Below are 22376 nucleotides of genomic sequence, written 5' to 3'. Positions count from 1 at the left end.
GTTCACTGAGAGGGGGTATGCGTTGGCGGAGCGCACCGCACGCGCGCTTTCCGATTGCGCGCAGACAGGTGAAGATGACCCTGGCTGGGACGTTTCCGTTTCGCGCGGGTTCGGCGAGGGGAAGGCCGACCTGCGCGCATGGACGGCGCTCGCGTGGGAAGCGTCGGACGCGCTTCTGTTCGTGGGCGCGGCGGGCATCGCCGTGCGGGCGATCGCGCCGCATGTCGCTTCGAAGGCAACCGATTCCGCGGTTGTGGTGATTGACGAGGCGGGGCGCTTTGCCGTCCCGCTTTTGTCGGGGCATTTGGGCGGTGCGAACGAGCTTGCGCAAACTGTGGCCCGCGCGGTAGGGGCCATCCCCGTCATCACCACGGCGACCGACGTCCGCGGCGTGTGGGCGGTGGATACGTGGGCGCGCTGTGCGGGGCTCGCCGTTTCGAATCCCGAGGCCATCAAGCGAGTGTCGGCGCGGCTGCTTTCGGGCGGGCGCGTGGCACTCTATTCCGACATGCCGATTTCGGGACAGCCGCCTGAGGGGGTAGACATTGCGTCCGACCGCGCTCGGGCCGATATCGTCGTGTCGCCGTTCGCTGGCGCGAATGCAGGCGCGTTCGTTCGCGCGGCGGAGACAACGGACGAGGTCGTGCCCGCCGGTGAGACGGGGATGCCGGCGGGCATGCGGGCGCAGGCGCCTGCGCCCGAGCCGCTTCGCCTTGTCGTGCCCTGTATCGTTGCGGGCATAGGGTGCCGTCGCGGTGCGTGCGCCGAAGCGATCGGGGAGGCGTTTCTTCTCGCGTGCGGGCAGGCGGGCATCTCGCCTTTGGCCGTGCGCGAGGCGGCGACGATCGACGTGAAGGCGCACGAGGAGGGTCTGCTCGCCTTCTGCCGCGCGCGCAATATCCCGCTTGCGACGTATTCCGCAGAGGAGTTGTCGCAGGTCGAAGGCAGCGTTTCGCCATCTGATTTCGTGCGCGCGACGGTGGGGGTCGACAATGTGTGCGAGCGCGCGGCGCTCGCGGGCGGGGGCAAACTTATCTTCCCGAAGCTCGCTCACGGCGGCGTGACCGTCGCGTTTTCCAAAGTATCTATCGAACTTTCGTTTAAGGAGCGGTGATGGGAAAGCTCTTCGTGGTGGGGATCGGCCCGGGCGGCCCCGACGGCATGACGATTGCGGCTCGGCGCGCGCTCGAGGCGGCCGACATCGTTGTGGGGTACACGAAATACGTGGAGCTCGCGCTCGCCGCCGTGCCCGACGCGGCGCATCTCGCGACGCCGATGATGCACGAGGTTGAACGGTGCCGCCTGGCGCTTTCGCGTGCGCAGAGCGGAGAAGCCGTGGCGCTCGTGTGCAGCGGTGACGCGGGCGTGTACGGCATGGCGAGCCCCGTGCTGGAGCTTGCGGAGGACTACCCCGATGTAGACGTGGAAGTTATCGCCGGGGCCACCGCGGCTCAGAGCGGGTCGGCGGTGCTCGGCGCCCCGCTTGCCCACGACTTCGCGGTCGTGTCGCTCTCCGACCTGCTCACGCCATGGGAGGTCATCGAGCGCAGGCTCGCCGCCGTGGCGAGCGCCGACTTCTGCATCTGTTTGTACAACCCGCGCAGCAGAAAGCGCGCCGACAGGCTCTCACGCGCGGCGAAGATTATGCTCGAATGGAAGGCCCCCGACACGCTCTGCGGCTGGGTACGCAACATCGGGCGCGAGGGGCAGCAGTCGGGCATGTGTAGGCTCTCTGAGCTGGGGGAGATCGACGCCGACATGTTCACCACCGTGTTCGTCGGCAACGCGAACACGAAGCTCGTAGGCGGCCGTATGGTCACGCCGCGCGGGTATCGGGAGATTCCATGCGAAAGGTAACGATCATCGGGGCGGGGCCCGGAAACCCCGACTTGCTCTCGCGCGCGGCGCTCGACGCTATCGACTTCGCCGACGTGGTCATCGGCGCTCATCGCGCGCTTGCCGGCATCGACGTGCCGCCCGACGTGGTGAGATGCGAGCTCGTGAAGACGGCGGACATCGTCGCCGCGCTCACCGATGCGGCGTCGTGGCGGCGCGCCGTGGTCGTGATGACGGGCGATGTGGGGCTGTTCAGCGGCGCGCGCCGCCTGGTGGAGGCGCTCTCCGGCGACGCGCAGGTGGACGTGCGCGTCGTTCCCGGCATAAGCTCAGCGTCTTATCTCGCCGCGCGCCTCGCGCGTCCATGGCAGGATTGGCGCTTCGCGAGCGCTCACGGCGTGGCGTGCGACATCGTGGCCGAGGCCGAGCGCGCAGGTGAGCTCTTTCTCGTCACGTCGGGCGGGGAAGACCCCTCGCGGCTTTCGGGCGAGCTTGTGCAGGCGGGCTTCGGGGATGCGCGCGTGACGGTGGCCGAGCGCCTGTCGTACCCCGACGAGCGCATCACCTGCGCGACCGCAAGTGAAATCGCAGGTCAGACGTTCGACGACTTGAACGTGATGCTTATCGAGTTCGCATCCCGCGCCGCGAGTTCCCGCTGGCCGTACGCTTCCTCGGGCATTCCCGACGAGCTCTTCATCCGCGGCGACGTTCCCATGACCAAGCAGGAGGTGCGCGCAGTCGCGCTCGCGAAGCTGCGCCTTACCGCTACCGACACCGTGTGGGACGTCGGAGCCGGCACGGGGAGCGTGTCGATCGAGGCGGCGCTCGTCGCGCGAGCGGGGTCGGTATGGGCGGTCGAGCGCAACGCGGCCGGCGTGCGGCTCATCCGAGAGAACGCGGATGCATTCGGGTGCGGCAACGTGCATGCGGTCCCCGGTGTCGCCCCCGAAGCGCTCGCGAAACTGCCCGTTCCCGACGCTGTGTTCGTCGGCGGGAGCGCGGGCGAGCTTCCCTCCATCGTGGAGGCAGCGCTCGAGAAGAACTCGCAGGTTCGCCTGTGCGTGCCATGCGTCACTGTTGAGACGCTCACCGAGGCGTGCGCGCTCCTCTCGGGTTCGCGCTTTAAGGGGTTCGAGGCGTGCCAGGTGTCGGCCGCCCGCGCCGAGGCTGTAGGCTCGCACCATCTTATGAAGGCGCAAAACCCCGTGTTCCTCGTCAGCGCGCGTGGTGCAGGTGGGGAAGGCGGCGCCCGGTGAGCACGTCCATCCCGCGCTTCATGGTCGCTGCGCCCTCGAGTGGGAGCGGCAAGACGGTCGTAACGTGCGCGCTCCTGCGCGCGTTCGCGCGCCGCGGCCTTGCATGCGCGGCCTTCAAATGCGGGCCCGACTACATTGACCCGCTCTTTCATCGCCGCGTCGTGGGTGCGCGCTCGGGCAACTTAGACGGCTTCTTCACCGACGCCCCGACGCTGCGCGCCCTGCTCGCACGTGGCGCCGCGGGCGCGGATGTCGCGGTGCTCGAGGGGGTCATGGGCTTCTACGACGGCATGGCGCCAGGCGTGGCCGACGCGAGCAGCTACCAGGTTGCACGCGACACGGAAACGCCGGTCGTTTTAGTGGTGAACGGGCGCGGGGCGTCTTTATCGCTCGCCGCCGTAATCCGCGGCATCGCCGAGTTCCTGCCTTGTGCGAACGTGCGCGGCGTCGTGCTGAACAAGACGAGCGCCGCTGCCTGCGCCTACGCGAAGCCTGCGATCGAGAAGCACACGGGCGTCGCGGTTTTGGGTAATATCCCCGCCGACGAGGCGTTCTCGCTCGAAAGCCGGCATCTGGGACTTGTGACCGCCGACGAAGTCAAGCAGCTCTCCGCGCGCATCGACAAGATGGCCGAGCTGGTGGAAAAGAGCGTCGACGTCGACCTCTTGCTCGAAATAGCGGCGACGGCACCCGATATCCGCGAGGATCCTTACCGGTTGGAGCCGATCGCGGGAGCGCGGCCCATCATCGCCGTCGCGCTTGACGAGGCGTTCTTGTTCTACTACGAGGAGAACCTGCGCGCGCTCGAGGACCTGGGTTGCGAGCTGGCCTTATTCAGCCCCCTGTGTGATAGCGAGTTGCCCCGGGGGACAAGCGCCCTCTATCTGGGGGGCGGCTACCCGGAGCTCCATGCGCGGCGGCTCTCCGAGAACGCGCCGATGCGCGAGGCGATGCGGCGCGCGGTTGAATCCGGCATGCCGACGGTCGCCGAATGCGGTGGGTTTCTGTACCTGCAGCGCGAAATCTCCGATAGCGAGGGGCGGCGCCGGCCTGTTGCGGGCGCCCTTGAGGGCGCAAGCGAGAACGGGGGAAGGCTGTCCCATTTCGGGTACGTGGAGCTCACTTCCCAACGCGACGGGCTCTACGGGCCGTGCGGCACACGCATCCGCGCGCACGAGTTCCACTACTGGCAGTCCACCTGCCCGGGCGGCGACTTCTGGGCGCAGAAGCCCCGGCGCGACAAGGGCTGGCCGTGCATGACGACCACCCCGTCCCTGGTTGCGGGCTTCCCGCATGTGTACTATCCTGCGAACCCCGACGTTGCGCGCGCGTTCGCGTCTGCCGCAGCGTCGTTCGCAGAGAGGAGACGGCATGGCTGAAGCAACCGAAACCGCGCTTGCCAGCATCCGCGAGGAAGTCGAGCGCGCGTTCTCGTCGGCGCCGGGCGCCGTGCTCGAAGCCGCGCTCTCCCGCATCGCGCCCGCAGACGAGTGCGCCCGCGCCGTCGCGTACGCCGCGTGGGACTCCATCGCGCACCCCTTGGGGGGATTGGGCGACTTTGAAGACGCCGTCGCGTGTATCGCCGCAGCTCAGGGGAGCGCCGAGGTGGCCGAGTTTCCCCGTGCGCTCGCGGTATTCTTCTCCGACAACGGGGTCGTTGCCGAAGGCGTGTCGCAAAGCGGGCAAGACGTGACGCGAGCCGTCGCGCGCAACATGTGCGAGGGGGCCACGAGCGCCTGCCGCATGGCGGCGTTCGCGGGTGCCGAGGTCGTGCCCGTCGACGTGGGTATGGCCCGGGGCATAGAAGACGCGCGCATGGTGCGCGCGAACGTGCGGCGGGGGAGCGGCAACATCGCGCACGGCTCCGCCATGTCTCGCGATGGGGCCGTGCGCGCGATCGAGGTCGGAATCGCCGTCGCGTGCGGGCTTGCCCGCGCCGGCGTGCGCCTTCTCGCTGCGGGCGAGATGGGCATCGGCAACACGACCACCTCGGCGGCGGTGGCCGCAGTGCTCATCCGGGCGGACGCGCGGAGCCTCGTCGGGCGCGGCGCGGGGCTCTCGGACGCCTCGCTCGCGCGCAAGCGCGACGTGGTCGAGCGCGCTATCGACGCGAACTCGCCCGATCCCGCCGACCCGATCGACGTGCTCTCGAAGGTGGGCGGCTTCGACATCGGGGCGATGTGCGGCTTCTACCTGGGGGCCGCGGCCTCGAAGGTGCCGGTGCTCCTCGACGGGGTCATATCCTGCACGGCGGCCCTGTGCGCGGTGCGCCTGTGCCCCAACGCCTTGGGCTACCTCGTGGGCACCCACGCATCTAGCGAACCCGCAAGCCAGGAGCTCCTTCGCGAGCTCGGCATAAAGGCACCCCTCGACGCAGGCATGCACTTGGGCGAGGGCGCGGGCGCCATGGCGTATCTGCCCCTTCTGGATTCGGCGCTGCGCGTGTACCGGGATGGGAAGACGTTCACGGCGACTGGCATGGCTGCTTACGAGCATTTCGAGGCTGGGAAATGACGGTGACGTTCGTTATCGGCGCCGCCGCGAGCGGCAAGAGCGCCTATGCCGAGTCCCTGTGCCTCGGGCACGACGGCCCCCGCGTGTACCTGGCAACGATGGAGCCCTTCGGGGAAGAGGGCGCCCGCCGCATCGCGCGCCATCGGGCGCTGCGCGAGGGCAAGGGGTTTTCCACCCTCGAGCGCACGCGTGACGTGGGCGCCGCAGTGCCCGGGCTTCCGTGCGGCTGCACGCTTCTTTTGGAGGACGTGGGCAACCTGGTTGCGAACGAGCTCTTCGCGGAAGGCGGCTTGTCCCCACGTGACCCCGACGCTGCGGCGCGCGAGGTGCTCGGAGGCATCGAACGGGTCGCTCAGGCCGCTGCGTATACGGTGGTGGTCACCGTCGACGTGTTCGCCGATGGGATGCGCTACGATGAGGGGACCGAGGCATGGAGGCGCGCGCTCGCGCGCGTGAACGCGGGTGTGGTGGCGCTGGCCGACCGCGCAGTCGAAGTGGTATGCGGGATTCCCGTGTGGATGAAAGGCGAAGGACCTATAAGGTGAAGATAGCAGAGGCAATCGGCGCGGCGTTCGGAACGTTCTCGCGCATCCCCGTCCCGAAATCGGCCTGGACCGATTTCGGGTCAACCCATGCGCTTGCCGCGTTTCCCCTGGTGGGCCTTGCGGAAGGCTTCCTCATGACGGCGTGGGGGTACGTGGCGAACCTGCTCGGCGTACCCGCGACCATCGTCGCGGCCGTGCTCGCGGCGCTGCCTGTGGCGGTGACGGGAGGCATCCACCTAGACGGGCTCTGCGACACCTCCGATGCGCTTGCAAGTTGGGCCCCGCGCGAGCGAAAGCTCGAGATCATGCACGACCCGCGGGCGGGCGCCTTCGGGGTCATCGGTGTTGTTGTGTACCTTATTCTGCAGTTTTCCCTGTTCACCGCGCTGCCGCTTACGGCGGAGGCGTTCCTCGCGCTTCTGTGCTCGCTCGTGTTCTCCCGCGCGCTTTCGGGGCTCGCCGTAGAATGCTGGCCTGCCGCGCGGGCGGACGGCATGGCCGCGGGGCTCTCGCCTGCGAAGAAGCGCGCGGCGATCGTCGTGCCGCTTTGCGCTTTCGCCGCGGCTTCGGCTGCAGGGATGGTCGCGTGCGCTCAGGCCGTCGGCGTCCTTATGGCGGTGGCGGGGCTTTTGGCGCTCGCGTGGTACCGCCATGTTGCCCTGTCCCGCTTCGGCGGGGTGACGGGGGATTTGGCCGGATGGTTTCTGCAATGGGCCGAGCTCGCGATGCTTGCCATGCTGGTGGCGGGGGGCATGCTCCTATGATTCTCGTGGTAGGTGGCGCGCATTCGGGGAAGAGGACCTTCGTGCGCGAAAAGCTCGGGTTCGCGGCGGACGATTTCGTCGATGCGGCGCAGCTTGCGGAGGGCGGCGTGCCCGCGGCTTTTGCCGGCCGTGTCGCGTACCGTGCTGAGGAGCTCGTACGCGCGCTCGACGCAGACCGGGCGCTCGAGCGGCTGATTGGCTTCGACGCAGTAATTCTGCCCTTGGTCGGCTCGGGGGTCGTCCCCATGCGTGCGGAAGACGCCCAATGGCGCGAGCGCGCGGGGCGCTTAGGATGCGCGCTCGCTGCGCGTGCCGACGTCGTCGTGCGCATGACGTGCGGGATTCCCCAGGTCATCAAAGGAAACCTTGCCGATGCGCCTCGAGGGACGCAGGGCGCGGGCGCGCCTTTGGAAGTCGTCTTCGTGCGCCATGGTGCCACGGCGGGCACGGAAGACCATCGCTACAGCGGGGCGGGCACCGACGAGCCCCTGTCGAGCGCGGGCGAGCGCGCTTTGCGCGACCTCGCGTGCGATCGTGACATGTTCCGTGTTATCACGAGCGGCATGGCCCGCACCGACCAGACGGCGCGCATCCTCTTCCCGAACGCGGAGCTTATGGCGTGCCCCGGTCTGCGCGAGATGGATTTCGGCGACTTCGAGGGGCGAAGCGCCGCCGAGCTTAAAGAGGATGTGCGCTACCGCGCCTGGGTAGACTCCTGGTGCGAGACGCGCTGCCCGCATGGCGAGGGCAAGAGCGATTTCACCCGCCGCGTCGTCGCGGCGTTTCGGGAGGCGTGCGAATCGGAGCGCGCCCAGGGGAGTGGGCGCGCCGTCTTCGTCGTTCACGCGGGTACCGTGAAAGCGCTGCTCTCCGAGCTAGCTGTCCCGAAAATGGGATATTTCGACGTGCATACCGAGCCGGGCGGCGCATGGGCCGCCACCTGGGATGGGCGCTGCCTTCGCGACGTTCGTCCCGCTTCGGGGGGCGATGCCCGGTGATGACGATTCTTGCCGCCGCCGCCGGGTTCGCAGCCGACCTTGCCTTCGGCGACCCGCGCTGGCTTCCCCATCCCGTTGTCGCCATGGGGCGCGCGATCACGTGGGCCGAAGGCCGCCTGCGGGGCTCATTCCCGCAAACGTCCGCGGGCACGCGCGCCGCAGGGCTTGTGCTCGCCGTGGCGCTTCCGCTTGCGTGTGGGCTTTTGACCTTGGGAATCCTGCATCTTTGCGGCATGGTTCACCCCGGCTTGCGCTTCGTGGCCGAGGCATGGGCGAGCTATCAGATTCTCGCGGCATGCGAGCTGCGCCGCCAGAGCCTGGCCGTGGCCCGCGCGTTCTCGAAGGGCGGCCTTGTCGCGGCTCGCGAAGCCGTCGGGCTCATCGTGGGACGCGACACGTCTGTTCTCGACGAGCAGGGCGTTGCGCGCGCCGCCGTGGAAACGGTGGCGGAGAACGCGAGCGACGGCGTCATCGCGCCGCTTTTCTACCTTATGATCGGGGGTGCGCCCTTGGGCATGGCGTACAAGGCGGTGAACACGCTCGACAGCATGGTGGGCTACAAAAACGAGCGCTACATCGACTTCGGCTGCGCCTCGGCGCGCCTCGACGATGCGGTGAACTGGATTCCCTCGCGCTTATCGGCCCTGTTCATGATCGCCGTGTGCCCGATCGTCGGGCTCGATGCTCGCGGGGCGGCGCGCATCTGGCGCCGCGACAGGCGTCGCCATGCGAGCCCCAACTCGGCGCAGACCGAGTCAGCGTGTGCGGGCGCGCTCGGGCTGCGCCTGGCAGGACCCGCGGTGTATTTCGGCAAGCTCGTTGAGAAACCGACGATAGGCGACGCGTCCCGTGAAATTGAGTGGAGCGACATCGCCCGGGCGACTAGGCTCATGCTCGCCGCGTCCGTATGCGCGCTCGTCGTCTTCGGCGCCGCGCGCGCGGCGGTCGTGCTCGCCGTGGGGGCGATGGTATGAGGGAAGACCACGCCGCGCCCCGGGCTGCCGGGGGAATCCTGCGCGCCCGTACGCATGGGGGCAGCTCGCAATCGCTCGGCATCGCTTGCGAAGGGGGCGCCTCCGACCTCATCGACTTCTCGGTGAACGTGAATCCGGCAGGCCCCTCGCCGCGCGCCGTCGCCGCAGCTTGCAAGGCGCTTTCTCGAATCGACGCTTACCCCGATAGGGAAAGCCGCGCCCTCGTTCGCGCCCTAGCGCGCGCCCAGGGCATTCCCGAAGATACTATCGTCTGCGGCGCGGGCGCGTCCGACATCATCTGGCGGCTCGCCGCAGCGGTGCGACCGAAACGCATCGTCGTGTGCGCGCCGACGTTCTCTGAATATGCGGAGGCGGCATCGTACTATGGCGCATGCGTGCAGGAGTTCCCGCTCTCCGAAGCGGACGACTTCGACGTGCCCGCCTCCTTCGCCCGTGCGATCGAGGGGCCGGGAGACGTGGCGTACCTCTGCAATCCGAACAACCCGACGGGTCGCCTCGTCGACCCCCGCGTGATCGATGCCGCGGCTTGCCGCTGCGAGCAGGTGGGCGCGCTGCTCGTCGTGGACGAGTGCTTCCTCGGATTTGCGCCCGACGCCCGCGAAAGGAGCGTGGCCGCACGCGCCGCGTGTTCGCGCCATGTGGCCGTGCTCTCCGCGTTCACCAAGCTCTACGGAATGGCGGGGTTGCGGTTGGGATATCTGATCAGCGGAAACGCCCAACTCATCGATGGGATTCGCCGGGCTGGGCAGGCGTGGCCCGTCTCCTCGGTCGCCGAGGCCGCGGGCATCGCCGCCCTGGAAGACGTCGAATACGTCTCGCGCACGCGCGATGCACTGGCGGTCGAGCGAGCGTGGCTTTCCCACGAGCTCTCCTCGCTCGGGCTTTCCGTCGTGCCGTCGGATGCGAACTTCCTTTTAGTCCGCACGCCGGCGAAAGACATCCCCGAGCGCCTGTATAAACAGGGGGTTTTGGTCCGCACGTGCGACTCGTTTTCGGTACTGTCCCGTTTCTGGTGCCGCGTCGCGGTGCGCACGCGCAAGGAGAACGCCCGGCTTGCGATGGCGTTCAGCCGCGCGCTTCGGGCGGAAGGCGCATCGGGCGAAGGCGAACCCGACGAACGGGGCGGCGCTTCTTGCAGCGACGCTATGGCGGGCGCGGATGGCCGAGGCTCGGCGAAGGAGGTCGATACCCGTGGGTAGGGCGAAGCCCATCATGATCCAGGGCACCATGTCGAACGCGGGGAAGAGCCTGCTTGCGGCGGGGCTGTGCCGCGTGCTTGCGCAGGACGGCCTGCGCGTGGCTCCCTTCAAGAGCCAGAACATGGCGCTCAACAGCGGTGTCACGGCCGACGGGCTTGAGATGGGGCGCGCCCAGATTATGCAGGCCGAGGCGTGCGGCATCGCGCCCGACGTGCGCATGAACCCCATCCTGCTCAAGCCCGAAAGCGACCACCGAAGCCAGCTCATCGTGGCCGGCAAGGCGCAGGGAGCCTTCGCTGCGAGGGACTACTTCGCGCGAAAGAAGGCGCTCATGCCGCAGATTTTGGAGGCGTTCGATTCGCTCGCGGAGGAAAACGACGTCATCGTCATCGAGGGCGCCGGCAGCCCCGTCGAAATCAACCTTGCCGAAAACGACATCGTCAACATGGGGCTTGCGCGCGCCGTGTCCTCCCCCGTGCTGCTCGCGGGCGACATCGATCCAGGCGGGGTGTTTGCCCAGCTCTACGGCACGGTCGCGCTCCTTTCGCCCGAGGATCGCGCGCTTTTGCGGGGGCTTGTGGTGAACAAGTTCCGCGGCGATGTGGAAATCCTGCGCCCGGGTTTGGCTCCGCTCGAGAAAATGTGCGGGGTTCCCGTCGTGGGGGTCGTGCCGTATCTTACGCTCGACCTGGACGATGAGGACTCGCTCGCGCCGCGCCTATCTGCCCGCGAGGCGCGCGGCGTCATCGACGTCGCCGTCGTGCGCCTTCCGCATCTGTCGAACTTCACCGACTTCGACCCGCTTTCGCGCGTGCCCGGCGTGGGCGTGCGCTACGTTTCCTCGACGAACGATCTGGGCCGACCCGACCTGGTGGTGCTCCCCGGCTCGAAGACCACGCTCGACGACGCGCGCTGGCTTGCGGCTAGCGGCATCGGAGCCTGTGTACGCGCGCTTTCGGGCGCGGGCACGCCGGTGCTCGGCATATGCGGAGGCTACCAGCTTTTGGGAGACGAGCTTTCCGACCCGCACGGCAGGGAAGGCGCTGGCACCGCGCGCGGGCTCGGGCTCATTCCTGCAAGTACGGTGTTCAAGGAGGAAAAGCGCCTCGCCCAGTCGGAGCTGCGCATCACGGGCGCCCAAGGCGCGTTCTCGGTGTGGAACGGCATGACGGCGCGCGGGTACGAGATTCACGACGGCGAAACGACCGTCTCCTGCGCCCCTGCGGGCACGATTGGCGGCAAACCAGAAGGCGCGGCCTGCGGAAACGTGTTCGGAACCTATCTCCACGGCCTGTTCGACGAACCGGGGGTGGCGCTCGCCCTCGCGCGCTCGCTCGCGCGCATGCGCGGCCTGCCCGAGAGTGTCGTGGGTGCTGCGCGCGCGGCGTCCGCGGCCGATCACCGTGCGCGCGAGTTCGACCGCCTGGCCGACGTCGTGCGCGGGACGCTCGACATGGAGTATATCTACCGCATTATCGAGGAGGGCGTATGATCCACGTGTATCATGGCGACGGCAAAGGCAAGACCACGGCGGCGATGGGCCTCGCCCTTCGCATGCTCGCCGCAGGCCGCCGCGTTGTCGTCGTGCAGTTCCTGAAAGACGGCGAAAGCGGGGAGGCGCGACTGCTCGCCGAGCATTTCGGCGTGCCCGTGTTCGCGGGGAAGGTGTCGGAAAAGTTTACCTGGTCCATGACGTCGGAAGAACTTGCCGCGACGTGCGAGCTGCACGATGGGAACCTCGCTTCCGCGCTCGCCGAGTTCGAGGGCACGCAGGAGGGGCTGCTCGTGCTCGACGAGGCGCTCGACGCGCTTTCGAAGGGGCTTGTCGACGAGGCGCTCGTGGACCGCGCGCTCGATATGTCCGCGCGCGGCGTCGAAGTAGCGCTCACCGGGCGCGCGCCTTCCCGCAAGATCGTGGAGAAGGCCGACTACATAACCGAGATGCGGTGCGAGAAACACCCCTACGCTCAGGGGATATGTGCAAGGGAAGGGGTGGAGTACTAGATGGATTCCAAGGAGATGGCGCCCGGCGACATCGAGCGGCGCAGCTTCGAGATCATCACCGAAGAGCTCGGCGGCCGCACGTTCCCGCCGCTCGAGGAGCCCGTCGTGAAGCGCGTCATCCACACCACTGCCGACTTCTCGTACGCCGATTCCCTCGTGTTCACCCATGACGCCGCGCACTGTGCGCTCGACGCACTGCGCGCAGGGGCCACGGTGCTCACCGACACGAACATGGCGCTCGCAGGCATAAGCAAGCCCGCGCTCGCGAAGATCGGCTGCCAGGCCGTGTGCTACATGGCCGACCCTGATGTCGCCGCGGCCGCGCGCGCCGCGGGCACGACTCGCGCCGTTGCGAGCATGGACAAAGCTTGCGGCATCGAGGGTCCGCTCATCGTGGCAGTCGGCAACGCTCCCACAGCACTTCTGCGCCTCGCCGAGCTCATGGACGCGGGGAAGATCGCGCCCGCGCTCGTCATTGGGGTGCCGGTCGGGTTTGTGAACGTGGTCGAGGCGAAAGAGGAGCTACTCGCGCGACACGTGCCGGCCATCGTCGCGAGGGGTCGCAAGGGCGGCTCGACCGTGGCGGCCGCCATCATGAACGCGCTGCTCTACCAGATCACGCGCCCAGGCGGCTTGAAGTGACGGCGGCCGCATCCGTGCCGGCGCTGCGCATCTTCGCCGGCACCACCGAGGGCCGCCTTCTGTGCGAATGGGCGAGCGGGGTGGGCATCCCCGCCCGTGCCTACGCGGCAACCGAGTACGGAGGCGAGCTTTTGGGCGAGCTTCCGGGCATCGAGGTGCATGCGGGCAGGCTCGACGAGGCCGACATGGAGCGCGAGCTTTCCGGCGCGCGCATCGTCGTCGACGCCACGCATCCCTTCGCTACGCTCGCAAGCGGCAACATCCGGGCCGCTTCGCTCGCCGTGGGTACACGATTCCTGCGCCTTGCGCGCCCGGTCGAGGCGCTTCCCAAAGGCGTCGTGTCGGTCGCGTCGATCGCCTGCGCGGCGCGCTTTCTCTCCGAGAACCCGGGTCGCGCGCTTCTCACGACGGGGAGCAAGGAGCTTGCTCCCTACACGCGCATCGCCGATTTCGCGGAGCGCTTCTTCGTGCGTGTGCTCCCGCTTCCCGGTGCTATAACGAAGTGCATCGACGCGGGGTTTTCGCCGTCGCACGTCATCGGCATGCAGGGGCCCTTCACCCGCGAGCTCAACGAGGCGATGCTTCGGCAGGTGTGCGCCCAGTGGCTTGTGACCAAGGACTCGGGAACCGTAGGCGGCACGGCCGAGAAGCTCGCCGCCGCGCGCGACGCGGGAGCGCGCTGCATCGTGGTTACCCGTCCCGCCGAGGGAGGCGGGGCCCTTTCGCTTCGGGAAGTGGAAGACGCGCTCTTACGGGAGTTCGCGCGCTAGGCGCTCCCCGCGCCTGCGCGCCCTCCCGCCCGCGAGGAGGAGCGCCTCGAGCAAGCTCGAACCGTACAAGACCGTCATCCGCCAATAGCTCGAGGACGACGCCTGGAACTGGCGCAAGCAGCCCCTCAATAAGTTTCGGTGAAATAGTGTCTGTTTTTGCTGCTAGATAGCATATTCAGTCCCTAATTCACCGCAACTTGTTGGTGGTGGCTTACTGGTAGCGTAGGCACTCCACCGGGTCGAGCTTTGCCGCGCGTCGAGCGGGGTAGAAGCCAAAGATTACGCCGATGCCGACGGAGACGGCGAAGGCCAGCAGCACCGTGGCGATTGAAAAGCTCGGTGTGATTTGCCCGCTGGCACCGAGCTCGCCAAGAATCCCGGATTCGGAGGCAAACATCGCGAGGCCCCAGGCCAGCAGATAGCCAATCAGGACACCCAGCAGACCGCCGGTGATGCACAATGCCGAAGACTCGGCCAAAAACTGCGCGGTGATATCGCGACGACTGGCGCCCAGAGCACGGCGGATGCCGATCTCGCGGATGCGTTCAGTCACGTTGGTGAGCATCATATTCATAATGCCGATACCGCCGACAAGCAGCGAAATGCTGGCGACAGCGCCCATGATGAGCGAGAACGCGCCCATAAAGGAGTTGAGTGCATCGATGGCGCTTTTCATGGATGTCGCCGATACACTGTCGTACTCATCCTCCTTCTCGATGCCCTTCATCGCGCGCACCTTGGACTCGATGGTTTTGCAGAGCTCATCCATGTCCGTGCCCTCGGCGGCAAGTGCCGTCACGCTGGGGAATGAAGGATTCTCGTCGCTAAACAGCCCGGAGATGGTTTCGCGTGGCATATACAGCGTGAGCGAGCCCATGGAGTCGCTGCCACCATCTATCACGCCTACAATCTGCACCTCGCCGTTGGACACCTTGATGGTTTTCCCCAGCGCATCCTGTTCGTTGCCGTAAAGCTGATCGGCGCCGTTGCGGCTAATGAGCGCCACGCGCGAGCCTGACTGGGACTCGGCCTGGGAATAGGTGCGCCCCGCAACGAGCTTGCTGGCCCCCACGGCGTCGAGCATGTCGCTATCGACACCCTGTGCCATGACGGTATAGCTTTTATCGCCGGTCTTATACTCGGTATACGCGCTGTCGACAATGCCGATCTGCTCTATCTGCGGCACCAGTTTTTGAAGCTTCTCGATGTCCGACTCGGTGAGTTCTTGCGACGAATAGATTTGCACCATGCGTGCCGCATTGAGACCCAGACTGTTGACCAGGCTGTTTTGGATGCCGCCGATGAGCGAAGTCATGGCGATTACCGAGGCGATGCCGATGACAATGCCCAGGATGGTGAGCAGGCTGCGCCCCTTGTTGGCCTCGAGCGAGTGAAGGGCTTCCTGGATGAGATCGCAGGCGCTCATGCCATCACTCCTTTCGGCGGGTTGGCGGAGGCGGAAATCATGGGCAGGCTATCTACGGCGCCACGCAGGGTCCGCGGTGCATGTGGAATATACGCGCCGTCGTGAATGCGACCGTCGCGGATGGTCACGGCACGGTCGGCCTCGGCGGCGATGCCGGGGTCGTGTGTGATAAGCACGATGGTTTTGCCGCGCTCCTGAAGTCTATGGAAGGTCTCCATTACAAGCGCTCCGGTAGCGGAGTCCAGGTTTCCCGTCGGCTCATCGGCCAAGATGATGGGCGGGTCATTGACGAGGGCGCGCGCGATTGCGACACGCTGCATCTGGCCGCCCGAGAGCTCGGATATGCGGTGGTCCCAGTGGTCGACCGGTAGCGTGACGGCCTGCAGCGCGTGCACGGCGCGCATCTCGCGCTGGCTACGGGGCACATTGGTGTAGGCCAGCGGCAGCATCACGTTTTCGATAACCGACAGGCGCGGCAGCAGGTTGAAGCTCTGAAAGACAAAGCCAATGCTCAGGGCGCGGACTTCGGTGAGCTCGTCATCGTCGAGCTCGGCCACGTTGAGCCCTTGCAGGTAGTAGTCGCCTGCCGTTGGCTTATCCAGGCAGCCTAGGATGTTCATGAGCGTTGATTTGCCCGAGCCCGAGGGGCCAGTGATAGCGACGAATTCGCCGGGTTCTACCGCCAGGCTCACGTTGTGCAGGATGTGGGCGCAACCCGCCTCGCTCTCAAAGATGCGGTGCATGTTGCGGATGTCGATAACGGGACGCATTACATGCCCTCATCGTCAGACATATTGCCCGAATCCGCGCTGTAGCCGCCGTCAGCCGTTGCGTTCGCTCCGGTGTCCATGACGAGGGTGTCGCCATTGCGCAGCTTGGTAACCGGCACGTTGGGGTTGATCTCGTTGCCCTGGTCGTCGCGCTTGACCTGTGTCTTGCCGACTACGGCTTCGTTGTCGTTTTGCGTCACGACAGTCACCTTCACGCGACGGGTTTGCTTGCCCTCGTCATCGGTCGCCACGTTGACGTAATAGTGTTCGCCGTCTTCGGTCATGAGCGCCATCGTCGGCACCATCACCACGTCGTCGAGCTGCTCGGTCACCACCGATACCTCGGCCGTCATGCCCGGCTTCAGGCGCGCGTCGGGCGCCTCGATGAGAATGTCGACGTTAAAGGTTACGCTGCCGCCGCCACCGTTAGCGGCGTCGGAGTTTGCCACCGACGCGATAGCCGTGACGGTGCCCTGGCTCACGATATCGGGAAACGCGGGATACGTGACGTTGGCGCTCTGCCCAACGGCGATCTTGGCGATGTCCTTTTCGCCCACCTGCACGGTCACCTTCATCTTGGACAGGTCGGCGATCTGCATGCACTGCTTGCCGCCGCTCGTATCGCTTTCGCCCATGATCATGCCGCCTGTAACCGTGGCGCCCACTTTGGCATTGAGCTCCACGATGCTACCCGAGCTCGGGGCCGTGACCGTGCGACTGGAGGCCTTGGCGTTCGCCTGGTCGAGGTTTGCCTGGGCTGATGCGAGGCTGCGCTGCGCGGCGGATACGGCGTTCGTGTCCGCTGATGCGGCGGAGACGCCAGCCGCTGCGGAAGCTCCCTCGACGTCCGTCGTTGGGGTGGCCTGCGCGGCAGCTGCGGCTTTCTGCGCGTTGGCGAGGTCTTCCTGAGCGGCTGCAACTGCACGTTGCGCCTCGGCAACGTTGCGATCGACCTCGTCGTTTTTAATGGTCATAAGCACGTCGCCCTCGTTGACGGATTGGCCTGCCTGCACGTTGATAGAATCGACCGTGCCGTCGACAGAAGGGGAGACCACTGAGGACGAAATGGGTTTGAGCTGGCCTTTCGCCTCGACCGTTGTGGTAAACGTGCCCTCGGTCACCATGTCGGTCACAGGCTCGTTAGCGCCCTGTGGCTGCGCATTGATAACCAGGGTTGCGACAATGGCAATGAGCGCGATGGCACCCACGACGCCGGCGGCAATACCGCGTCGAATCAGCTTTTTGCGTCGACGCTCGGCGCGCTTCGCCTTGAGCTTGGCGTAGGCCTCTTCATCGGAAATCTCGGCCGCATCGTTCGCGCGTCCGCTCTGCTTGTCGGCATGTACGTTTGTAATCAGAGGAAACGTTTCGGTGGCACCTTCGGGCGTGCGCTCGGTATTATCTGGGCCCGGGGTGATCGTGGGGACATTCGGCATAGCGTCTCCTTTATAGAAAGAACCTCGATAATTATATGCGCCCACCGGTTGGGGCGGGCGCATAGGACGGTTTCTTTCGGAACTGTTAGATTGGTCGCAGCGGTTCCACGTTGTAGGAATGCGCGCGTTGCACTACGAGTGGACAACCACGCACAGGCCGACTTTGATGCAATCGTGCAGTGCCTTGGCGTCGGCCAGGCGCAGGTTGATGCAGCCGTGGCTGCCGCACCACTTGTACGACTCGGCGTTATCGAAGCTCTTGTCGTTTTGCCAGGTGGCATCGTGGAAGCCGATCATGTTGCCCTCAAACGGCATCCAGTAGCTCACCGGGCTCTCGTATTTGGGCTTACCGGTCTCGGGGTCCTTGGCTCCGATCAGGGTGCTGCCGCCGTCGTTGCTGTTGATCTGCCACACGCCCTCGGGGGTGGCGTCTTCGCCAGGTTTGCCGGAAATAAAGTTGGCCTCCCAAACGATATTACCGTTCTCGTCATAGTAGCGCGCGTGCTGCTCGGACAGGTCGACGTCGATATACGCCTTCCAGTCGGGCTCTCCCTTTGCGGTAAAGGTGTCGGCCTTCTGGGAGTACTTGATCTCGATCTCGCCGGTCTGCTTGTTGTTAATGGCGTCCTCGACCTGCTTGGCGAGCGAGCTGCTGTCGATGGACCAACCAAAGTCACCGCCTTCGACGGCGCACTGCTTGCCATCGGCGCGCGTCCACCAGCGAGTGGAGCCCACGGTATTAAAGCCGTTGGCGAGCTCGGCTGCCCAGCTACTGATCTGCGACGTATCGAGCGTGGGGTTGGCCGGATCGGCAAAGCTGATCCACTGCAACACGGAGCTGCCGTCGACCTTTCCGGCATCCTCGCCGTTGAGCTTGAGGGTCACGTTGACGCCCAAGAAGTTGTTGGCGGCATCGCATGCGGCCTGAATCTGATCATCGGTCAGCGTGCCATTGAGAGGATCATAGGCATCGTTGCCGAGCTTGGAAAGATCAACGGTCTCGGCCAGCGAGGCAAGCTCGAACTCGGCATACTTAATGACATGCTCGCGGTTGAGTTTTTCGTTGGAGCGCGCCTTCTCGACGGTAAACTTGCCGGCCTGCTCGTCATAGGAGCTATTGGCCTCGAACGTGCCCGAACGGCCCTCGTTAAACTCGTCGATGGCGGCGCCCAGATCCTTCTCAAACTGCTTTTGGTTAAAGGTGTCGGAGAGCATGGACAGGTCGACGTCTTGATCAAGATCGACTTCGTTGGGGGTGGCGGTTGTTTTGGTCTTGCCGCTTAAGGATTCCACAAGGCGGACCGGCCATACAAAGGCTTCGTTGTGGCTGATGATTTCTTTTGCGGCAGCTTCGCCGTCGACGATGGGCTCATCGGACTCGGGCTGATAGGTCCAGCTAAAGTCATCGCCTGTCACGGCGAGCTTATAGTGCTTCCATGCCGAATTGACCTTGGTGGCGGCAGACGAAGCGTTGGAGAACGAGACGTCGACGCCGGCGATGGTGGTGTTGGGGTAGGCTACCTGCGAAAATGCAACGACGCCTACGATATAGACAATGACGATTAGACCCAGGACGACAAATAACGTCGTCTTTTTGCCCGACTTATTGTTCTCGGCGGGTTTGCGCGCGGGGCCGCGATCGCCTCGAGCGTGCGTGGGGGGCTGCTTGGGCGCATTGCCGTTTGCCTGGCGCCGCTGACGTTGTTGACGCTGCTGTCGCTGTTGGTTCGGGTGTTGGGAAGCGTTTGCTGCACTACGCTGCTGACCGTGGCTCGGCGCGATAGGACGCGGCGACTGAACGCCGCCGGTGTGCCTGCTCGGCTGCTGCGGATCGGGAATCAGTTGAGTTCGATCGTTTTGCGACATCGTATGCATATCCTTCGATTTTCGCCTTGCGGTTCATCGTGTTTTTACTGGGCTTGCATTATAGCGATTGCCCTACTGTTTGTGGTACGGAAACGGTGGCATTCGAAAGAGCTGGGACAAATGTCCCACTATCGAGTCGTTCAGGGTCACTACCCGCACACACCGCATTTTGCACAGGCCGAAAGTGCGGCCGGAGCCTGCGCGATGCCGCCCTTTGCCGTCTCGCGCAGCGTTGCCGGCAACGCGTGGCCCACCGAGAGCATGACATGTGCCATCTGGTCAAACGGCACCAGGCTCTTAATGCCTGCGAGGGCGAGTTGTGCCGAGCTAAAGGCCGCTGCCACGCCGATGGCGTTGCGGTTTTGGCAGGGCACTTCCACGAGGCCACCGACGGGGTCACAAACGAGACCCAGCAGGTTACTTAGCGCGATGGAGCTGGCGTCGAGCGCCTGCTCGGGCGTGCCGCCGAGCATCTGCACCAGCGCGGCGGCTGCCATGGCGGCGGCGCTTCCGACTTCGGCCTGGCAGCCGCCCTCGGCGCCGGCAACGCAGGCGCTTGTGGTGAGGTTGAGGCCGATGGCGGCTGCGCAGTAGAGCGCGTCCATGACCTGTTCGTCGTCGAGCTGCAGGCGCTCGGCGAGCGCAAGCACGCAGCCGGGCACAACACCCGCTGAGCCTGCCGTGGGGGCGGCGACGATCACGCCCATGGTGGCGGAGCGCTCGAGCACGGCCATGGCGCGGGCCACGGCGTCGGTCTGAACGGGGCCCATCAGGTTTGCACTCAAATCGTTGCGGCCGGTGGCTTCGACGAGCTTGGCCTCGCCGCCGATAAGCCCGCCGAGTGAGCGCAGCGGATTTGCGAGGGGGGCCGTGGTCTCCTCGCGCATGACGTCGAGCACGCGGCGCATGGCGGCGACGGCGTGGGCCTCGCCGGTCAGACGCGCCTCGCGAACGGCCATGACGGCGCCGATGCTGAGCCCCAGTTCCTCACACGCATCGAGCAGCTGCTCGCCGTCGTCGAAGATTTCCTTGGCCGAGACGCCAGGGGAGAGCGACGAGGCAGAACCGGGGAGCTCGATAAAGGTCGCGTAATCAACATTGTCGAGCTTGCGTAGCATCGGGATAACGGTGTCGTCGGGCGCGCCGTCGGTCTCAAAGACGGAGTAGGCCTGGCCGCCCACTTCGGTGCGGTAGGTGCGGCAGAAGGCGATGTTCACGTGTGCGTAGGCGAGCAGGTTGGTGAGCGCGGCGAGTACACCGGGGACGTCCTTGTGTGCCACGAAGAGCGTGGAGTACATGCCCGAGATGTCGACGCCGACGCCGTTAATGCGGCTGATACGCATCTTGCCGCCGCCCAGGCTCTCGCCGCGGACCTGTGCCGTGGCGCCCGTGTCGTCGACCATGTCGATGTCGACGGTGTTGGGGTGGATGGAGGCGTCGTCGCCCTTGATGTCAAAGTGATATTCGAGGCCCTGCTCGTGCGCGAGGTCGAAGGCTTGCTTGATGTTCTCGTCATCGGTATCAAGGCCTAGGATGCCCGCGACGAGCGCACGGTCGGTGCCGTGGCCGCGGTAGGTGTGGGCGAAGGAGTTCCATAGGCCAAAGGTGACTTTGGTTATGCGGCCTTCCAGCAGGCTGGCGGCAACTTGGGCGCAGCGCAGGGCGCCGGCGGTGTGCGATGAGCTGGGGCCGACCATTACGGGCCCCAAGATCTCGAATGCCGAGGTCGTAGCTAGTGTTTGCGGCTTGCCTGCCATGGGTGCTCCTTTATTTTGTCCCATCGTCCCGAGGGCGGGGCATAAGGTCGCCTGCTCGGACAGTCCTGCTCGCACGGAGAGCACATTAAGTGCCCTCCGGCTCGTGCGGAACTCGCGATCGACCTTATGCCCCGCCCCTCGGGACTAAGGATACATGGTAGAGGCGCGTGTGCTCCAAAATTCATTGGCTGGTGACGCAGCGTAGGCTCATATCGAAACATCTTCATCACCGGATTAATAAAAAAGAAGTACCGGTTTGGACCGGTACTTCTTTTGAAAGAGTGTGTGTGTTGTGACCTTGGCGGTTCTTAATTACAGGCCGCAGGCTGCTTCGAGTTCTTCGACTCGATCGGTTTTCTCCCAGGTGAAGTCGGCGTCTTCGCGGCCGAAGTGACCGTAGGCTGCCGTCTTTTCGTAGATGGGGCGGCGCAGGTCTAGGTCGCGGATGATTGCGCCCGGGCGCAGGTCGAAGGTCTTCTCAACGGCTTCAACGATCTTGTCCTCGGCAACATGTGCGGTACCGAAGGTGTCGACCATGATTGAGAGGGGCTTGGAAACGCCAATGGCATAGGCAAGCTCGACTTCGCAGCGGTCGGCTAGGCCGGCGGCGACCACGTTCTTGGCGACCCAGCGCGCGGCATACGCGGCGGAGCGGTCAACCTTGGTGCAGTCCTTGCCGCTAAAGGCACCGCCGCCGTGACGGCCGTAGCCGCCGTAGGTGTCGACGATGATCTTGCGGCCGGTGAGGCCCGTGTCGCCCATGGGGCCGCCCACGACAAAGCGACCGGTGGGGTTCACGTAGATGTCCGCGTTGTCCCATGGCATGTTCTCGGCGGCCATGACCGGGGTGATGACGTGCTCGATGAGGTCGGCCTTGATCTTGCCCATGTCCTCGATCTCAGCGGCGTGCTGCGTGGAGATGACGATGGTCGTGACCTCGACGGGCTTGCCTTCCTCGTAGCGCACGGTGACCTGGGTCTTGCCATCGGGACGCAGGTAGGCGAGAGTGCCGTCGTGACGCACGGTAGCCAGGCGCTCGGCCAGGCGGCTTGCCAGGTAGTGTGGCATGGGCATGAGGGTCTTGGTCTCGTTGGAGGCATAACCGAACATCATGCCCTGGTCGCCGGCACCGATCAGGTCGATCGGGTCGGTGGTAGCGCCGGTCTGGGTCTCGAAGGACTCGTCAACGCCTTGGGCGATATCGGGCGACTGCTCGTGGATGAGGCTCATAACGCCGCAGGTATCGCAGTCAAAACCGAACTTGGCGCGGTTGTAGCCAATGCGGCGGATAACGCCGCGGGCGATTTCCTGTACGTCGACATAGGCCTGAGTGCGAATCTCGCCGGCGACGATGACGGTGCCGGTGGTCACGAGGGTCTCGCAGGCGCAGCGGACGTTCTCCACGTTGGCAGGCACGCCGTTGGGGGCGATGTAGCCCTGCTCCTGCAGCTCTATTTCTTTGGCGAGGATTGCGTCGAGGACGGCGTCGCTGATCTGGTCAGCGATCTTATCGGGATGACCTTCGGTCACCGACTCCGACGTAAAAACAAAGGACCCGTGTTGGGGCGGGATGGAACGAAGTTCTTCTGACATGATTG

At 65.6% G+C, this 22376-nt stretch carries 20 protein-coding genes; 14 read left to right on the top strand and 6 right to left on the bottom strand.

All coding sequences use genetic code 11. From position 1 onward, the window contains the following. Positions 1-22 precede the first annotated feature (22 nt). From AAAX36_RS04450 to cobK, 14 genes are read left to right on the top strand one after another with little or no spacing between them, the layout of a single operon-like run. Positions 23-1114, top strand: coding sequence for a cobalamin biosynthesis protein (locus tag AAAX36_RS04450; protein ID WP_349074232.1), 1092 nt, complete (start codon positions 23-25; stop codon positions 1112-1114). Further along, positions 1114-1857, top strand: a complete 744-nt coding sequence (cobJ, locus tag AAAX36_RS04445) for a precorrin-3B C(17)-methyltransferase (RefSeq protein ID WP_035138228.1) — start codon at positions 1114-1116, stop codon at positions 1855-1857. The genes AAAX36_RS04450 and cobJ overlap by 1 nt, the downstream gene beginning before the upstream one ends. Continuing rightward, positions 1845-3092, top strand: a complete 1248-nt coding sequence (gene cbiE / locus AAAX36_RS04440; protein ID WP_349074228.1) for a precorrin-6y C5,15-methyltransferase (decarboxylating) subunit CbiE — start codon at positions 1845-1847, stop codon at positions 3090-3092. The genes cobJ and cbiE overlap by 13 nt, the downstream gene beginning before the upstream one ends. Beyond that, positions 3089-4471, top strand: coding sequence for a cobyrinate a,c-diamide synthase (locus tag AAAX36_RS04435; protein WP_349074227.1), 1383 nt, complete (start codon positions 3089-3091; stop codon positions 4469-4471). Before cbiE ends, AAAX36_RS04435 begins: the two co-directional genes overlap by 4 nt. Further along, entirely contained in the window at positions 4464-5606 is a 1143-nt protein-coding gene (cobT, locus tag AAAX36_RS04430) for a nicotinate-nucleotide--dimethylbenzimidazole phosphoribosyltransferase (RefSeq protein ID WP_349074225.1), read from the top strand. The genes AAAX36_RS04435 and cobT overlap by 8 nt, the downstream gene beginning before the upstream one ends. Then, positions 5603-6151, top strand: coding sequence for a bifunctional adenosylcobinamide kinase/adenosylcobinamide-phosphate guanylyltransferase (locus AAAX36_RS04425; RefSeq protein WP_349074222.1), 549 nt, complete (start codon positions 5603-5605; stop codon positions 6149-6151). The genes cobT and AAAX36_RS04425 overlap by 4 nt, the downstream gene beginning before the upstream one ends. Then, positions 6148-6915: an adenosylcobinamide-GDP ribazoletransferase gene (gene cobS, locus AAAX36_RS04420; protein WP_349074220.1), complete on the top strand. Its 768-nt coding sequence runs from the start codon at positions 6148-6150 to the stop codon at positions 6913-6915. The genes AAAX36_RS04425 and cobS overlap by 4 nt, the downstream gene beginning before the upstream one ends. Positions 6916-6956: 41 nt before the next feature. Continuing rightward, positions 6957-7913: a histidine phosphatase family protein gene (locus AAAX36_RS04415; RefSeq protein ID WP_324252585.1), complete on the top strand. Its 957-nt coding sequence runs from the start codon at positions 6957-6959 to the stop codon at positions 7911-7913. Then, positions 7913-8887 (top strand): adenosylcobinamide-phosphate synthase CbiB, encoded by a 975-nt coding sequence (gene cbiB, locus AAAX36_RS04410; RefSeq protein WP_195544716.1) that lies wholly within the window; start codon positions 7913-7915, stop codon positions 8885-8887. Before AAAX36_RS04415 ends, cbiB begins: the two co-directional genes overlap by 1 nt. Then, a complete protein-coding gene (locus AAAX36_RS04405; RefSeq protein WP_349074218.1) occupies positions 8884-10107 on the top strand; it encodes a threonine-phosphate decarboxylase in 1224 nt (407 codons plus the stop codon). The genes cbiB and AAAX36_RS04405 overlap by 4 nt, the downstream gene beginning before the upstream one ends. Then, positions 10100-11599 carry a cobyric acid synthase gene (locus AAAX36_RS04400; protein ID WP_349074215.1) on the top strand — a complete coding sequence of 500 codons (1500 nt, stop codon included), beginning with the start codon at positions 10100-10102 and terminating at the stop codon, positions 11597-11599. Before AAAX36_RS04405 ends, AAAX36_RS04400 begins: the two co-directional genes overlap by 8 nt. Next, the gene (locus AAAX36_RS04395; RefSeq protein ID WP_349074213.1) at positions 11596-12111 is read left to right on the top strand and encodes a cob(I)yrinic acid a,c-diamide adenosyltransferase; all 516 of its coding nucleotides are present in this window, start codon (positions 11596-11598) and stop codon (positions 12109-12111) included. Before AAAX36_RS04400 ends, AAAX36_RS04395 begins: the two co-directional genes overlap by 4 nt. After that, positions 12112-12753 carry a precorrin-8X methylmutase gene (locus tag AAAX36_RS04390; protein ID WP_349074211.1) on the top strand — a complete coding sequence of 214 codons (642 nt, stop codon included), beginning with the start codon at positions 12112-12114 and terminating at the stop codon, positions 12751-12753. After that, complete coding sequence (gene cobK / locus AAAX36_RS04385; protein ID WP_349074208.1) at positions 12750-13523, top strand: precorrin-6A reductase; 774 nt, start codon at positions 12750-12752, stop codon at positions 13521-13523. The genes AAAX36_RS04390 and cobK overlap by 4 nt, the downstream gene beginning before the upstream one ends. Positions 13524-13734: 211 nt before the next feature. On the opposite strand, the gene AAAX36_RS04380 is transcribed toward cobK, so the two are convergent. The 6 genes from AAAX36_RS04380 to metK form a co-directional block, all read right to left on the bottom strand. Further along, positions 13735-14949, bottom strand: a complete 1215-nt coding sequence (locus tag AAAX36_RS04380) for an ABC transporter permease (RefSeq protein ID WP_349074206.1) — start codon at positions 14947-14949, stop codon at positions 13735-13737. Further along, positions 14946-15719: an ABC transporter ATP-binding protein gene (locus AAAX36_RS04375; RefSeq protein WP_349074205.1), complete on the bottom strand. Its 774-nt coding sequence runs from the start codon at positions 15717-15719 to the stop codon at positions 14946-14948. The genes AAAX36_RS04380 and AAAX36_RS04375 overlap by 4 nt, the downstream gene beginning before the upstream one ends. After that, a complete protein-coding gene (locus AAAX36_RS04370; RefSeq protein WP_349074203.1) occupies positions 15719-17155 on the bottom strand; it encodes an efflux RND transporter periplasmic adaptor subunit in 1437 nt (478 codons plus the stop codon). Before AAAX36_RS04370 ends, AAAX36_RS04375 begins: the two co-directional genes overlap by 1 nt. 132 nt (positions 17156-17287) lie before the next feature. Further along, positions 17288-19021 carry a L,D-transpeptidase gene (locus tag AAAX36_RS04365; protein ID WP_349074202.1) on the bottom strand — a complete coding sequence of 578 codons (1734 nt, stop codon included), beginning with the start codon at positions 19019-19021 and terminating at the stop codon, positions 17288-17290. Between the two features lie 149 nt (positions 19022-19170). Beyond that, positions 19171-20778, bottom strand: a complete 1608-nt coding sequence (gene sdaAA, locus AAAX36_RS04360) for an L-serine ammonia-lyase, iron-sulfur-dependent, subunit alpha (RefSeq protein WP_349074199.1) — start codon at positions 20776-20778, stop codon at positions 19171-19173. A gap of 312 nt (positions 20779-21090) precedes the next feature. Next, on the bottom strand, positions 21091-22371 hold the full coding sequence (gene metK, locus AAAX36_RS04355; protein WP_349074197.1) for a methionine adenosyltransferase: 1281 nt from the start codon (positions 22369-22371) through the stop codon (positions 21091-21093). Between the last annotated feature and the right edge of the window lie 5 nt (positions 22372-22376).

This window comes from Collinsella sp. CLA-ER-H10 (genome assembly GCF_040092475.1).
Classification (GTDB): domain Bacteria; phylum Actinomycetota; class Coriobacteriia; order Coriobacteriales; family Coriobacteriaceae; genus Collinsella.
This window is presented reverse-complemented; position numbering and strand designations above follow the sequence as displayed.